The 14,935-nt window shown below is 44.9% G+C and carries 13 protein-coding genes; 8 read left to right on the forward strand and 5 right to left on the reverse strand.

Annotated features, from left to right (window positions below):
* Positions 1-101: 101 nt before the first annotated feature.
* Complete coding sequence (locus C7475_RS00100; protein WP_110049704.1) at positions 102-3,434, forward strand: SusC/RagA family TonB-linked outer membrane protein; 3,333 nt, start codon at positions 102-104, stop codon at positions 3,432-3,434.
* Between the two features lie 43 nt (positions 3,435-3,477).
* On the forward strand, positions 3,478-4,836 hold the full coding sequence (locus C7475_RS00105) for a RagB/SusD family nutrient uptake outer membrane protein (protein ID WP_158286367.1): 1,359 nt from the start codon (positions 3,478-3,480) through the stop codon (positions 4,834-4,836).
* Positions 4,837-4,863: 27 nt separating this feature from the next.
* Here C7475_RS00105 and C7475_RS00110 read toward each other — a convergent pair whose 3' ends face one another.
* From C7475_RS00110 to C7475_RS00130, 5 genes are all read right to left on the reverse strand, one after another.
* On the reverse strand, positions 4,864-5,109 hold the full coding sequence (locus C7475_RS00110; RefSeq protein WP_110049708.1) for a hypothetical protein: 246 nt from the start codon (positions 5,107-5,109) through the stop codon (positions 4,864-4,866).
* A gap of 602 nt (positions 5,110-5,711) precedes the next feature.
* Positions 5,712-6,869, reverse strand: a complete 1,158-nt coding sequence (locus C7475_RS00115; protein WP_110049710.1) for an HNH endonuclease — start codon at positions 6,867-6,869, stop codon at positions 5,712-5,714.
* Between the two features lie 353 nt (positions 6,870-7,222).
* Positions 7,223-7,885 carry an SEC-C domain-containing protein gene (locus C7475_RS00120; RefSeq protein ID WP_110049712.1) on the reverse strand — a complete coding sequence of 221 codons (663 nt, stop codon included), beginning with the start codon at positions 7,883-7,885 and terminating at the stop codon, positions 7,223-7,225.
* Positions 7,878-8,933, reverse strand: a complete 1,056-nt coding sequence (locus C7475_RS00125) for a cyclic GMP-AMP synthase DncV-like nucleotidyltransferase (protein WP_110049714.1) — start codon at positions 8,931-8,933, stop codon at positions 7,878-7,880. Before C7475_RS00125 ends, C7475_RS00120 begins: the two co-directional genes overlap by 8 nt.
* A 5-nt stretch (positions 8,934-8,938) precedes the next feature.
* Positions 8,939-9,946 carry a CBASS cGAMP-activated phospholipase gene (locus C7475_RS00130; protein WP_146217411.1) on the reverse strand — a complete coding sequence of 336 codons (1,008 nt, stop codon included), beginning with the start codon at positions 9,944-9,946 and terminating at the stop codon, positions 8,939-8,941.
* 53 nt (positions 9,947-9,999) lie between these two features.
* Here C7475_RS00130 and C7475_RS00135 point away from each other — a divergent pair, with 53 nt between their 5' ends.
* From C7475_RS00135 to C7475_RS00160, 6 genes are all read left to right on the forward strand, one after another.
* Entirely contained in the window at positions 10,000-10,683 is a 684-nt protein-coding gene (locus tag C7475_RS00135) for a hypothetical protein (RefSeq protein ID WP_110049718.1), read from the forward strand.
* 7 nt (positions 10,684-10,690) lie between these two features.
* The gene (locus C7475_RS00140) at positions 10,691-11,086 is read left to right on the forward strand and encodes a hypothetical protein (protein WP_146217412.1); all 396 of its coding nucleotides are present in this window, start codon (positions 10,691-10,693) and stop codon (positions 11,084-11,086) included.
* Positions 11,064-11,831 (forward strand): ImmA/IrrE family metallo-endopeptidase, encoded by a 768-nt coding sequence (locus C7475_RS00145; protein WP_110049722.1) that lies wholly within the window; start codon positions 11,064-11,066, stop codon positions 11,829-11,831. Before C7475_RS00140 ends, C7475_RS00145 begins: the two co-directional genes overlap by 23 nt.
* A gap of 142 nt (positions 11,832-11,973) precedes the next feature.
* Positions 11,974-13,344: a DNA-processing protein DprA gene (locus C7475_RS00150; RefSeq protein ID WP_146217413.1), complete on the forward strand. Its 1,371-nt coding sequence runs from the start codon at positions 11,974-11,976 to the stop codon at positions 13,342-13,344.
* A complete protein-coding gene (locus C7475_RS00155) occupies positions 13,332-13,838 on the forward strand; it encodes an HAD family hydrolase (RefSeq protein ID WP_110049726.1) in 507 nt (168 codons plus the stop codon). Before C7475_RS00150 ends, C7475_RS00155 begins: the two co-directional genes overlap by 13 nt.
* 271 nt (positions 13,839-14,109) lie before the next feature.
* Positions 14,110-14,667 (forward strand): hypothetical protein, encoded by a 558-nt coding sequence (locus tag C7475_RS00160; protein ID WP_146217414.1) that lies wholly within the window; start codon positions 14,110-14,112, stop codon positions 14,665-14,667.
* The last annotated feature ends 268 nt before the right edge of the window (positions 14,668-14,935 follow it).

Consider the following 14,935-nt stretch of genomic DNA (forward strand, 5'->3'; position numbering starts at 1 on the left):
CGACTAGCAAAAAAAAATTGAAGCGCCTACTCACTTTCGCAAACAGCATTGTCTATATGTAAACCAATCATTGTAGAACTAAAGGTCTTATTATTCCACACATGGAAATGAAAATGTATGCCAGCAATATATATCCCTTGCTGTTATTGATGTTATTTTTATCACTGGGCGTAAATGCACAGGATACCAAACTGCTGGAAACCACACGTGTTTCTATAGATGAAGAGAGTATCCGACTAAAACCCTTGTTACGCAAACTGGAGGCCCAAAGTTCTCTCAAGTTCAATGCCATCACGAATTGGAATAAGCGATATAAGCTCCAGGTATTTAATGAACAATTAATAAAAGTTTTAGAAGATCACTTCAAAAATAAATGGGGATTTCAGTGGCAATCGATTGATCGGGTCGTGACTATCTGGAAGCCTACTCCGGCAACACCGGAAAGTGGTAAGCCCACACCTGATACAAAAGAAAAGGTAATAAAAAGTAAAACACTTCTGGGCAGAGTCCTGGACGTAAAAGATGAACCTTTGCCAGGGGTAACAATAACTATAAAGGGAACCCGAAAGGGTACCACAGCAGATGCCACAGGGCATTTTATTTTGCCTGCCGCGGATTCGTTGACGACACTGGTTTTTAGTTGTATTGGTTTTAAAACCATCGAACAGCAATGTACACCGGCTAAAATCGTCAAGGTAAGGTTAGAACTGTCCGATAACTCACTCGATGAAATACAGGTGCCCGGATATCTGCCAACGTCCCGCCGACTGGCAACAGACGTCGTTTCGACTGTCAAAGCAGCGGATATAGATCGTTATCCAACAGGTAACCTGGCCGCATCCCTCCAGGGAAGAGCGGCCGGCTTATCGGTCACACAATCGAATGGCGCCCCCGGAGCCGCCTATAAATTTGAGATCAGGGGGCGCAATTCGCTGCTTAATCCGCCCAACCCCTTTATTCTTGTTGATAAAGTGCCTTATGCACCTAATAATCAGTCTCTAAATATATTGACGTCTATGGTGTCTCAAAATACGGGTGGGGGTGTCGGTGCCATTACCGGTATTCATCCGGGTGACATTGAATCTATACATATATTAAAAGATGCATCGGCTACTGCGATCTATGGAAGCAGGGGCGCTAATGGGGTGATTGACATCACGACAAAATCCGCTGCCATTGGCAACGGTATTAAAATGGTAGCCGAATTGATGAAAGGTTATAGCGTGCCCACATTCAGGTATAAAATGTTGAAGACCCCACAATACATCGCATTGCGGCGCGAAGGGCTCATTAATGACAAGATAGCGTCCAGTACTGATCCTAGTGACGATGGTTATGCCCCCGATATGATAGATACTTTAACCAACACGGATTGGCAACAGATACTCATCGGCAATACAGCTGTCCAGAATAGTGCGCATGTCGCTGTGTCGGCGGGAACACCAAAGACGCAAGCCCGTATTGGTATAGGGTATAGCGACGAATCAACACCCTTTTCCGATGATATGACCCATACATTAATGTCCGTTCATTCTTCGGTTCAATATGGATCAAGGGGGGATAAGTTGCAAATTGGAGGATCTTTTTATATGGCAACTGACAAGATAAAATCATATGACGCTTCTTTAAGGCCCATGTTTACCAGATCCAACCTATCACGATATAGACCTGACGGAAGCCTGAATTTTGACTATAGCGGTGAGCAAGGACAACATCCTGAAGCAGACCCAAAAAAGGCCTATCATATTGCCACAGATAATGCGATGTTAAATTTGACGTCACGGTTTGCGGTCGCCAGAAAAGTAGCCCTGAAGGCGCGTCTTGGTTATAGCAGCATTTTCGCGGGCGAAAACCTTCAGCAGCCTATTGCTGCGCAGGATCAGGCAGGTGCTGATACTTTAATGGGTACCTCCACCTTTGCGACCAACCGGTTTGAAAGTTTTATTATAGAACCAATGGCGGAATACCAGACAGAACACCTCAAACTGATCGTTGGCAGCTCATTTCAATACGCGCGCAATAGATCATTGAGATACGTAGGGCAGGGGTATACCAGTGATGCGCTGCTGGGTTCAATAGACGCGGCCTCCCACTTCACTGACTCCATACAGGGAGGAAGTGATTATAAATATGGCTCTTTCTTCGGACAGGCCAATTATAACGTATTCAATAAGTATCTGATGACGCTCACCTATCGCATGGATGGCAGTAGCCGTTTCAGTCCGGAAAACCGTTTTGGCCATTTTGGCGCCGTTGGCATCGCCTGGAATTTTATGGAAGAGCCCTTCCTGAAGCCGCTGAAGTCCACAATTGAATACGGGAAAATCAGAGCCAGCTACGGGGTGACCGGTAATGACCAGATCGGAGATTACCAATACCTGGATACCTGGCGCCGCTCCCGGGGGGAACCTTTTCAGGGAATATCCGGCTTTGCTCCTGAATCGCTTTATAATCCGGAGTATTCCTGGGAACGGTGTCGCAAATTTGATGTTTCACTGGACCTGCAATTTAAAAGAGGGGCGTGGTTGCTTGGTATTGATTACTACCTAAACCGAAGTGATAAACAACTCGTTCGGTTTGACCTTCCAGCCCAGGCTGGCGCACGCAGCGTGCTTAAAAATTTGGATGCCGTGATTGGCAATCAGGGTTGGGAAATCACAATGAGTGGTAATTTGTTGAAGCGTTCTTCGTTGCAAATAAGTACCAGCCTGAATCTCTCATTGCCCAGGAACCGGTTGATCCGCTTTAATGGTTTGGAACGGACCGCTTACGCCAAAGATTTATTAATCAATAAGTCAGTCACTTCCTTGAACGTATTTCAGTACGGCGGGGTGGATCCCACCACCGGCCTGCATACGTTGGTAGACATAGACGGCCGTGCCGGAATTGATGATAATGATAGGCGCTACAGTGGTCATCTTGACCCGGTTTATTTTGGTGGCATTTCACTGCAGATCAACTGGGGCAAGTTTGAATGCAGCCTATTGGGAGAGTTCAAAAAACAAACCGTGCCCAGTTATTTTTACAATGCGGTAATGGGCGATCTGCTGTTGGGGCTTCCGACTAATCATCCGAGTATGGTCGATGATCATTGGCGCCGTCCAGGTGACGTCGTTTCCTTTGCCCAGGCTTCCAGCAGGCGGACCAGTGACGTCCATAAAGACAGGCACCTGATTATAGCTTCCACCCATGGATACGCCGATGGCAGTTACCTAAAAGTTAGAAATGCCTACGTTGCCTATACATTCACGGGTAACCAACTGTCCCGTATTGGGATCAGCCGCATCAAAGCTTCGCTCAAAGCACGAAACCTGTTCACTTTTACCGGTTACGACGCCACAGACCCGGAAACGGCTAATCTGTTTGCGCTGCCAACACTTAGAACGGTAGCGGCAAGCGTTCAAATTACTTTCAAAGACTTGCTTAATAAGTAGATAAATGAGTGTATTATCAAAAACCAGGTGCTTACCCCTTCTTATGCTGGTCGCCGGCCTGGTAAACAGTTGTTCAGATTTTCTGGACGTCGACAGGCCAAGGGACAGGATAACCGGCGATCAGGCATTCCAAAATGCCGATACTGCCACCCGTAGCGTAACCGGTATTTATGCTGAGATGTCCAGAACCGGTAATATGATATGGGGGTATACCACCGTCTATGCCGGGATATGCAGCGATGAATTGGTGTATACCGGCACAGCACTTTCCACACGGGAATATTTCAATGGCGTTATTGATCCCAGTAATGATCTATTGGAAAAGTGGTTCTGGACATCCCCCTATGAATTGATCCATCACGTCAATAGATGCCTTCAAGGGCTGGAGACCACCAGTGCTTTACCACCTGCCGTGAAAAACCCCTTAATTGGCGAATGCAGGTTCTTGCGTGCCCTCCTGTATTTTCATCTGGTACAGCTCTTCGGTGATGTACCACTTATAACCGGGACAGATTATACGGTAACCAGTACCTTACCCAGGGCCAGTAAAGATGTTGTATGGCAGACTATACTCAATGACCTGGGCATTGCCAAAGACCTGCTTTCCAGTGACTATCCATCAGCCGGTAGGGTCCGGGCTAATAGATGGAGCGCCGTTGCGTTACTTGCCAGGTGTTATCTCTACAGAAAAGAGTGGGCGATGGCGGAGCGGGAAGCCACGGCACTGATCAACAGTGGCCTTTACCGTTTGGGCACTGTTGAAAACGTGTTTCGGGCAGAAAGTCAGGAAGCGATCCTTCAAGTATTTCCGACCATGACGGGATATAGCACTATGGAAGGCTTTCTACTGATCCCTATCGGAAATGTACGCCCCACCTTTGAGCTCTCTTCTTCCCTGTTGGCATTGTTTGAATCGGGGGATAAACGAAAAAATGCATGGGTCGGTACCCGTACTGCCAGTGGTAGAACTTACTATTTCCCGCATAAGTATAAGCAACGGCCTGATTTTTCTGTCGGTTTTAAAGCCGGTGAATACACAACACTATTTCGCCTGTCGGAGATCTACCTGATAAGGGCGGAAAGCCGAATGGCCCTTGGGGAAATGGCCGGTGCAATTGAAGATCTGAATGTGGTGCGAAAAAGGGCTGGCCTGTCTCTCATTAGTCCGGCGGCACCCGGCTCGAACGAGGGCGTTTTGGCTGATCTGATCGCACGAGAAAGACAGGTTGAACTGTTTGCAGAGGGTGGCCACCGTTGGTTTGACCTCAAACGGTCCGGACATATTAACAACATCATGCGCCAGGCGAAGACCAACTGGAAGTCTGACTACAGCCTATGGCCCATTCCCAGAGCACAAATTGTCCTCAATCCTGCTTTGAAACAGAATTCGGGTTACCCTTAACGCCAACCAGCTACCTATTTGCTGCTATTACCAGGGTAAATTTCCCGTGGTATATATAAAGACATTGTCTTTGGCCCGTAGGCACACAGTTGACGCCGACGTGCATAGATATTGTGCTTCTTCCTGGGTGGCATTCACAATGATAGTTTGGTTGTTCCAATCTATCCAATCATGCACGATTTCTGAGGAACCATGTCTGACATTGGCTGCGATGGCGCTAGCCATACCGATCCATGCTGCAGCAGCAGTTACCGTAAGTCTGATCTTGTTCATACGTAAGGTTTATGTGATGTGAATAATCGCGGTTGTCTTCGGTGGGGATGTTCCTGAGTGGAAGTCCATTTACGATGCAATGCCTTTAAAATCCGGTTTGTAATTTCTGTAGCGTACTTTTTCTTACACTTTTGCTCAAAGGCGGTACCGTGGAAGCCATAAATAAAAGGCCGTCTCGCACGATCAGCACAAAAGCGTTGCGATAGGCAAACGGGGCCAAACTAATAGTGTTGAAACCATCATTTGGTGTTGCTTATCTGCATAAATGTTTAGGTGCCATACATGAGCGGGTATGGCAATGCTGTGATATTGGTGTCGAGAAAGTAATAGTAGGCAACACAATTTTCCCAGCTGCTTGTAGCTTAGGCGTTTATTGAATTGTCCAGATGATCGGATAGTTGGTTATTTTGATGCTGATTAATTCCCCCTTAGTAGATATAAGCCAAACCCTTAGTGTAAAATGTGGCGATTCGTATGCATAATACAAAAAATACTTCTTAAGTTCGTTAATGATTAGTTAACGGAATTTGTATTTTTTGATTACTAGTAATGTTTGTCTCTTGAAAAAGCATAAGATCTAATATTGAATAAAACAAATAATGTCACTGGCTTGATCTATTCGATAATTTTTTGTGCTTGTTGAAAAAATGGATTAGAAACGGTCCAATCTTTTGGTTAAAAACTGCCAAAATCTTGTTTACCGATTCGTTAGATATTTCTTCTTCATCGAAATTTGGTCCCAATACCTCGATGATCGCTTCCACTCCTGTCTCTTCGATTTTATCTTCATACTGAAATAATTCCACCAGACCCAGGATTCGTGAAGTAGCCGACTTTAGCGACGATCGTATTGCTTGGGCCATTTCATCCTTCACCTTAGTGGTCAATATGGCTGTTTTGTATGCGGTTCGGCCAGGATAGAAAAACGATACTTCTTTGTCAACTTCCTGGTGCGTCATTACATCATAACAATAAGTATAGCTACAGCTAGGGCCTGCATAAGTTTCCGATAAATTTACAATATAAGATGCGCTGCTGAAGAGAATGATGTATGCCACCAGTGTATGTGTGTCTGGATTGCCCTGTAAACATATAGTATGGGACACTTCACGTGGATTCCAACTTATCGATGGTTCTATCAGGTGGTGATGGACATACTCATCATTATTCAGGTTGCCATTGATAAAGTCCAATAACGGAGTAACATACTTTCTGTCTCCATGTTTGGATAAATAATAGTTCAATGCAATTTTTCCTACTGCTTTTAACAGTGAATCTCCTCCCACATTCATTTGAATTTGAATTGGCTCCTCCATATAACTGGATGATCTTTCTACCTTATTTTCCATTTCCATAAAATCGGACCCAGGATATTTCTTCTTAAATCCTTTCAGAATAGCTTGAAATTCTTCCTCGTTTCTCGCATTGATAGAGTAACCATTGGCGGTTTTTGTTACGGGGGAATGAACGGGTTCGGGAAAACGGCCGTCCTTAAGTGTAAATAGCTTTCCCGATGGTGAAATTAGGTTTTTAAGTATCGGAAGTTCTTTGCTTCTTTGTCGTTTTAAACGTAGCAGGGCCACAAAGCTTTCAAATTGCTTTGAAAGATCTTTATCAATCGTACTACCATATTTACTATTGCAGTTTCTACACAAAAGTTCCGTTGAAGTAAGCCTGCCGCCGATTCCTTGCGGCAATATGTGTTCCTCAGAACTGTTCTCGGTAGTGAAAGGGACATTACAATTATAACACGTCATCATTTTTTACACCGGTTTGTTGAATGTTGTAGCAGAAGTAAAAGTGCTTTGCTTATTTATGGCCATCTGTGTCACCCTAGATCGAAAAAGGCCGTAATAATTTGCCATACGTATAACCTATATCTCTGCAAGTTCACCAAACTTGCAGACAGCTGTCAGGGTGTGGCGAACAATGGTGACGGAAGTTTGTAATGATCAAAGTATGCCTCATGGCGCTGATCAAATCTCTACTACAGTTTAGGCAATTATTTTCAATTTATTGACTATATGCATGTTTATTTCAACAGCTGGGCAAGGCTACCAAAAAAAACGAACAATGGTGTTCCAAAAGTTGTCAGTTAACGCTAGCCTTAGCTTCATAACACGCCGTATCGCCTGCCGATCATCAGCGCATTCATTCGCAAGATCTCAACACCAACTTCCTGGAGCATTTGAAACGCTTTTTTGTGGCAATGCCTATATTTTAATCCACTGCCACAAAAACAATAACTGGTCCTCGGCGGGCATGTATTCTCGGCGATGTACAGTAGCTGCCTGACCGTTACCCCCGGTGAACCATCTGTCCCCAGCACATGGCTGTAATATTCCAATAGGCCTTTGACGCCATGAGCGTATTCGCCGTTGACATAATACCCTTCTACCCGGCGATGGGTCTGATTAAAAAGATAGGGCATCACCTGTTCGTCGATATATTCCGTAACCGTTATTCCTTTTTTACAGCGTAATATCTCCTCGGCCGGTATGGTTGTACAACAGGTAAATGTATCCTCGTTAACATGCCAGTCACCAATACGGGGAATTTTTCCACCTGTTTCATAGAGGTAAGGAAATCGGTGAGGGAACTGTTCAGAGGCGTGGATCTCCACTTCATATTCCTCCCAGAGCCGCCCATCCCGGTCAATCACGGGTAGACAACCGGCTAAAACTACCCGGTCATCGACCCCAACTTTGCGCAAAGTTGGATAAGCCGCAATCGCCTGGTCTAACTGGTCTAAAAAACACGCATATCCGTTATTCATAGATATTTCCGTAAGGTTTATTGGATCCAACACCAGCAACAAGGCCGGAACTGGGTTTAATGTAAGGTGCACTATGCCTTACAATTTCCTGGCATTTAAAGCGCTTTCCCAGACTTTTTTGCCAGTGCTCACATGCAGTCTGAGGATCGGGTTCCGCCAGCGCCTTTTTGGCATTTTCGATGAACTGCTGCAGGTAGCGCATGAACGCATCCTTATGCTCATAAGTGGCCAGCAGGTCTTCTCCAACGGGTGAGGTAGGCCGCAGACACTGAAACTTCTTACGTAAAGAGCTCTCAATCAATACCAACGTTTCCTTTAGCGCAATATCGTCCCTATCATGTGGATAGTAGTTGTTGGCGACCAATATGGTCATTATGAGCCCACAGGGCATTTCCTCCCTTCTTAGATCGCCCCAGCTTTTTAAATATCGCACAATACGACGGATCTGCACGTCATTTTTGCGAACATCACTTAGCCAGCGTTCATACTGAGAGAACAGCCGCGCTTCATAAATGAAACTTTTCTGGAAGCCAGATTGGGCCTTTTCTTCAAACCAGGCGATGAATTCAACGGGGTTGCTGAGTATCCATCCTTTTGATTTTACAGCCAGGTCGGGACACTCCTTATTACCGGCGTAGTAGATCGGCAGATCTATATGAAATCCCTTTTTGTCGATGACCCGTACGCAGGTTTCTTTATCAATGACTTCTTTGGAAGCGTCATAGTCACCAATGGCGTCCAGCACCGTTTTATGAAATACTGCCGGAGCCGGCCTTTTTCCAGGAGGCAAAGGGCCAATGAAGTAAACCCCATCATCCAGGTCGTAATCATCATTTTCAGGGGCGATGATCGTGTCAGTCTCAAATGAGCCCTGGCTCTGAAACTCCAGTTCTTCGTAGGGTTTATCTTCTACGTGTTGAAACTGTTCATGGCGCTGGTATATACGGCCACGTAATTCGTTACGGGACGCTATCAATTCTTCCCGCTTTTCATCTGAGAGGCGTATCACTTGATTATAACCGCCGAAAGTCTTATGCAAATTTGCCATTGTTGTTATAGTTTAAAGAGTTTTTTATTGTTAAAAAAGGCGCATACGGCAGCATCTTTTTTGGCTATCGTGCCCCGGTCGTTACCCTTACCTTTGATGAAACGAAGGGCCTTTTTGTTGGCCCCATCCAGTTTTACCAGTTGTTGCTGTTCTGCCGAGATCTGTTCAGAAGGGATCCTGATATATTTTACTTTTATATCATTCATTTCGCAAAGTTTTTGAAGAAAATAGTCAGTGAAAGCGCTTTGCCCGATGAGTGATGGTTCAAAAAGTTCAGCCCCCCAGCGCAGAAAAGAACGGCGCCTTGCCAGGCCAGGGGATCTTCCTGCAGTATTGTTCAGGCTGCTGACAGAAAGCACCTCGACGGCGTTAAACGGCTTATCCTTTCCTACGAAATATGTTAAAGCCTCGATGATACCCACCAGTGCTGGGTTATTTGCCCAGACACCCCCATCAATAAATTGTTTATAGTTATAATGGGGTATCTCACACAGTGGGAAAAATGTTGGCGCCGCCGATGTAGCCAAGGCGACGTCCACCAGTTTAGCGCCATTGTCACGATCCAGCAAGCCATGATCGCGTTTGAAGACCCAGGGACGTGCATCCGTTATAGAATAGGAGGGGATGCAGACCAGGTTTTGCAGGTCTGCTACAGTATGAGTTCCGAAGAATTCTTCCAAAACCCCCTTTAACGGTTTATCTGAATATTTGCCACCCCAAATGGCCTGGCACAAACTCCGCCATCCAGGCAGAATACTGGGTGGAAATATTTTGCGGCCCTGCTTTTCATAAATGGCGCTGATTTCACTGGCCGGCTTACCCAGCGCCAGTGCCAGGGCGATCAGCCCTCCGGTAGAGGTACCGCATATCATGTCGAAGTACTCAGAGCATTGGCCGAAGCGCTGTTCCAGGTGTTCCAGGATGGTAGAGGAATAGAGTCCTTTGATACCACCCCCATCGATGGTCAGGGTTTTAAAAGGTCTGTAATCCGTAATTATGGTGTTTTGTTCCATTTTCCTTACTTTAGTAATACGAGCTTTTGCCCTCACCTTATACTTAACTGCCAATGGCTGAAATTCCCCGCGGGGAAAAAATTATTTTTTCGGTTATAATGGAAATAGAATTAGGAAAACATCTCAAATGGAACCAACGTAAGTTGGATAAGCTCCCTGACCAGGAGAGGGCTTGGGCAGCAGCCATTGAGAAATGCCGTCGTCATATCAATATTCGTCTTTACAAGAAGACGCATTTCGGCGCGCATGCAGAAGCTCGGCTTGGCATGGACGCTATGGACTATTATGTTGGCTACGCCATTGATGCTGTTCTGGACGGGCGTTGGCAATGGAAAGACGAATACACTCTTTCCCAGCAGCTAACTCGGATTGCCGAGAGTGTTATCAGTAAAGAGGTTGAGAAATACGAAACTGAGCGTAAAAACCAGGAACCCATAGTGGTATCATATAACGACCTGGAAACGCTCCTGTATGACCAAGAAGCGATACCACCCAGTTTTAATGATATGGATCAGATGATCCTCGAACAAAAAATAGAGGCAATTGAATCAATTATCAGCGGTGATACAGAATTGGAGGTGTTTTGGGACAGTGTGAAAGAAGGTGGTAAACCGGCCGAAATTGCAGTCATTCTGGAAATGACGCCTCACCAGGTATATAAACTAAGAGATCGTTTTAAAAGCAAAATTCAGACTTCTCCCTATTTTGAATCGGAGTTCTATGCAAAAGACAAATAGTGAAATCTTGAATCATTTTTACGGATTACTCCTGGATATGAATTTCCAGGAGCCGGATGACGATATTGTGCGAGGGGATAACTATAAACAGGATCCATTCATAGCAAAGCATTTGCGCCATATAAAGCTCAGGTCTGCCAAAATCAGGGTGATCCAGCAGCAATCCTTGTATAATAATCTGATCGCTGAAATTCAGCGATTAAAAGAATTCGGCTTCGGCAAATTACAACAATTGCTGTCGCCAACTGAAGCACAACAGCTACAACCATTATTCAACCGGTTTGAACAGCTTACTGACAAAGACGCCGCCTCTATAGCTGAAGATCAGGAGCTGTTGCAGTTATTTACTGCCCTGAAAGATAAACTGGACAATTCAACTAATGATGAGCATTCCCACCCTTAGCGCACAACAACTGTTAACGGATCTGGGTTGGTCCGCTCCGGGGGACATGACAGTAGAGGAAATAGCTTGGGCCTGCGGGTTAATGATGCAGCGTAAAGAAATGGATGGCAGCGATGGCCGCATTATCATGAATGGAGGTACGGCGATCATCAGCGTTAATACCGCAATTACATACCAGCCCAAAATAAACTACATCATTGCCCATGAAATAGGGCACGCGTGTCTCCACCGGCAGTTGCAATTTTTTTCCGATAACAATAAAACACTACAGGAGTGGTATGCCAAAGGGCCCCAGGAAAAGGAGGCAAATGAATTCGCTGCAGAACTGCTGATGCCTGCCAGCTTATTTAAAAGAAAAGTGGCCAATCAAAAATTGACATTACAACTTATCGAGCAAACCGCCACCTATTTTGGCACATCGAAGACGGCGACGTTTTTAAGATACCGTGAGCACGGCCAATTTCCCGTTATGATCGTTTTTATTGAGAACGGTATTATCAAGTGGAAACAGTATTCCAGTGATTTTCCTTATACATGGCTGACTCTCAACACGCAAGTGCCTGCTTATACAGTAGCTGGAGATGTACACTACCGCAACGTGTCAGAAGCGGCGCCAGCCAAGGTCGATGCCATAGAATGGTTTCCAGATGATTTTCGTGCCCAAAAAGATCCCCAACGCAAACTTTGGGAGCAATGTTTTCCTGTAAGCGAAACGAGTCTGGTAACCTGTATATGGACAGCATAGATTTGGGTAAATAATGGCATCCGCCCTTGTGCCCGTTCCTATCATAAGTGTCATTACGCATTAATGAATAGATTCAGGGGGAAAAATATCAGTATTGGCGTTTTATGCTGAAATTGCGTACATTGAATGGAGATATAGCATTATGATCAGCACAGAATTAATCGTTGCATTACTACAGCTACCCAAAGTCGGTCGAAAAACCACCAAACGGATAATTGGCAATCTTAAGTATAAGGTTAGTGATCTCAAAGATTTGCATGATCTGGTAAAGGAGCACGCACCAGTAGCTAAATTGCCTGACTATACTTCAGCTGAGATCGAAAATGCAATCGGTAAAGCGAACAGCATTTTCGAACACTCTGATAAGCTGGGAGTGAAGGTAATTAGCTTTGACGACAATCTTTACCCGGGTCAGCTAAAGAAAATTAATGATTTTCCCTTGATTATCAGTTACAAGGGAAATATTCAAAGTCTTTTGGATAAACCCAATGTCGCGGTTATTGGAACCAGAGATCCCTCTGAGTATGGCATGCGTTTAGGTGAGCGCCTCGCCGAAGTGCTGGCTGACCGGAATTTTAATATTGTGTCCGGTCTGGCCGTGGGTTGTGACACAGCTGGGCACAAGGGCGCCATTAAAGGCGGCGGTAGCACGACTGCGGTCCTCGCTCATGGTCTGGATTACATTTACCCCAAAGAAAATCAAGAACTGGCCCAAGAGATTCTGGATAAAGATGGTGTGTGGATTAGCGAATATTTCGTTAAGACCAAAGCCCATCCGAACTTTTTTGTCGAGCGTGACCGTATCCAGGCAGGTTTATCGCATTCTGTCATAGTGGTAGAGACAGGGATCAAGGGAGGCACTATGCACACCGTGAAGTATTGTGAGGAATTTAATAGGCGGTTGGTGTGCCTCAATCATCCGGAAAAATATTTGCAAAATGAAAAAGTGCAAGGTAACCAGATGTTGATTAATGATGGACGCGCCTATGCAGTCTCCAGCTCGGAGGAAATTGATATGCTGTCCTACCTGGTGCTGGGTGATTACTTTGCTTCACATACAACAAGTAGCGGGTATTTGTGGTACTTCTATGATACATTGGCACGAACTTTTTTTGAAACACCTCTTGACACTTCCGCTTGGAAACCGCTGCTAAATAATGCGACCGATCACCTTTCTGAGCACTATAAGGATGTTTATAGGGATATCTGTGCGAGGCTGATCAAAGACTTCGATATTAGCCGTATAGAGCCCTATCAAAAGAACGACCGCGAAGATGATATTCGGCAAACAGCGTTAAAAATAAAGAATGCATTTCAAGATTACAAAATAATACATGGAAGCCTAAAACTAAAAACTACCGTTTTTAAAAAATTTGAAGATGACATCGATCTGATCGTAAAAATGAGAGATATGGCCGATCAGAAAGGTTTAGATTATGGGCAGAAGAAAATAAATAAGGAGGACAAGCATAATAAAAGTGATAACACACAGTATAATTTATGGCAGGAGTAATTTTTGACCTGGACCAAACCATTGTCGATAGCAGCATTGCTGAGCACTTGCGTCGACAGGGGAACTGGGGAAGCGTATATCCCCTCATACCCAAATTTGCGCTTTATCCTGGTATACATGAAGCATTTGCTTACTTGCGCCAAAAGCAAATTCCTGTTGCCATCGTTACGTCCAGTCCTAGTATCTATTGTGGAAAGGTAACCAGTCATTTCAATGTGTCCTGTGACAACCGGGTATGTTACCATGATACCAAACTGCGGAAGCCACATCCAGCCCCCTTCCACCTCGCCTTACAAAAAATGGGGATTGACACTAAAAACGTCATCTCTTTTGGAGATAGCCCACACGATATCTCAGCATCTCATGCTGCTGATATTGCCTCGGTGGCGTGTTTATGGGGTACAGACGATCGAGATGCAATCATAAAAGCGTCTCCACATTATATCATTGAACGATCAGAGGACCTTCCCGAATTTATGACCAAATTTTTTTAAATATCTTATTCAGCACCCCAATAACCGAATCATTCAACGTTATGATTTTTCATCGCTTTATCACATAGGCGTGACCGATGCTTGGGCGGCAAATTCCCAACGTGGCTTACACGAGTAAGCCCAGTGGTATCAGATCCCAATTGTAACATAAGTACTAGGCATATACCCTTATCTATTTAAAACATCACACATGCTTCAGCCTTATAGAATTCAAAAAGAACACCTAAACGAGCATTTCCACTTAGATGAAAATGATGAGTGTTATTATCTCATGGAGTACCGCCCTGGTTCCCGTTATTGGGACGATCCGGCCCATCAGTTGATCTCCAATTTCAAAAAAGATATGAAATATAAAGGTTCCGCCTCATGGCCTCATAAGGAAAGGGCTATTAGCCAGGTAGCGGCACATTTTACCGAAGTCATCCCCAAGCTGGCCATGGACCGATGCACTTTGGTGCCAATACCACCTTCCAAGACCAAAACCCATGAAAAGTATGATGATAGAATGACCAGAGTGCTGTCATTACTAAATATTGGTAAGTCTGATGTGAGGGAGTTGATAGCTGCAGTCCGTGACATGGAAGCGTCTCATCGTAGTGGAGAGAATCGTCCCAAACTGGAAGATCTGATTGCGAACTACCGGTTAGATGAGGCGGAGTGTAAAAATATTACAAAAAAGATAGTGTTAGTGGATGATGTAGTAACAGCGGGTTCACATTTTAAAGCCTGTAAAAGGTTAATACAGGACCGTCTTCCTAATGTGGAAGTTGCCGGACTATTCATAGCGAGGCGCGTTGTGGATGATCCGTTCAAAGAGTTATTGCTATAAATAGTGTTGCGTAACGTTGTTGCACAGGCTTTTCATGGGAGCCAATACATTAAGGGGAACGGCGCTGCTCAGATCAGCCGTGGGTCTGGTGCCGAGTTGAGGCAATGGCCTGGTCAAGGTCTGATAGACAATGTATTTGAAAAAAGATGTTCCTTGCGACCGCTGGTGGAGTGATTTCTGCCGATAAGCATACCTTTTCTGACTTTGCGACAGTATATGAAGTACTGCTTACCTAAATTTTACAACAATTCGGACGAAGATCACCGGA

It is taken from the genome of Chitinophaga sp. S165 (assembly GCF_003182155.1).
Taxonomy (GTDB): domain Bacteria; phylum Bacteroidota; class Bacteroidia; order Chitinophagales; family Chitinophagaceae; genus Chitinophaga.

Bases quoted from the DNA above. Each gene is read 5' to 3' on its own strand.
- C7475_RS00100 (WP_110049704.1), top strand. From the start codon at position 102: ATGGAAATGAAAATGTATGCCAGCAATATATATCCCTTGCTGTTATTG.
- C7475_RS00105 (WP_158286367.1), top strand. From the start codon at position 3,478: ATGCTGGTCGCCGGCCTGGTAAACAGTTGTTCAGATTTTCTGGACGTC.
- C7475_RS00110 (WP_110049708.1), bottom strand. From the start codon at position 5,109: ATGAACAAGATCAGACTTACGGTAACTGCTGCTGCAGCATGGATCGGT.
- C7475_RS00115 (WP_110049710.1), bottom strand. From the start codon at position 6,869: ATGATGACGTGTTATAATTGTAATGTCCCTTTCACTACCGAGAACAGT.
- C7475_RS00120 (WP_110049712.1), bottom strand. From the start codon at position 7,885: ATGAATAACGGATATGCGTGTTTTTTAGACCAGTTAGACCAGGCGATT.
- C7475_RS00125 (WP_110049714.1), bottom strand. From the start codon at position 8,933: ATGGCAAATTTGCATAAGACTTTCGGCGGTTATAATCAAGTGATACGC.
- C7475_RS00130 (WP_146217411.1), bottom strand. From the start codon at position 9,946: ATGGAACAAAACACCATAATTACGGATTACAGACCTTTTAAAACCCTG.
- C7475_RS00135 (WP_110049718.1), top strand. From the start codon at position 10,000: ATGGCTGAAATTCCCCGCGGGGAAAAAATTATTTTTTCGGTTATAATG.
- C7475_RS00145 (WP_110049722.1), top strand. From the start codon at position 11,064: ATGATGAGCATTCCCACCCTTAGCGCACAACAACTGTTAACGGATCTG.
- C7475_RS00150 (WP_146217413.1), top strand. From the start codon at position 11,974: ATGATCAGCACAGAATTAATCGTTGCATTACTACAGCTACCCAAAGTC.
- C7475_RS00155 (WP_110049726.1), top strand. From the start codon at position 13,332: ATGGCAGGAGTAATTTTTGACCTGGACCAAACCATTGTCGATAGCAGC.
- C7475_RS00160 (WP_146217414.1), top strand. From the start codon at position 14,110: ATGGAGTACCGCCCTGGTTCCCGTTATTGGGACGATCCGGCCCATCAG.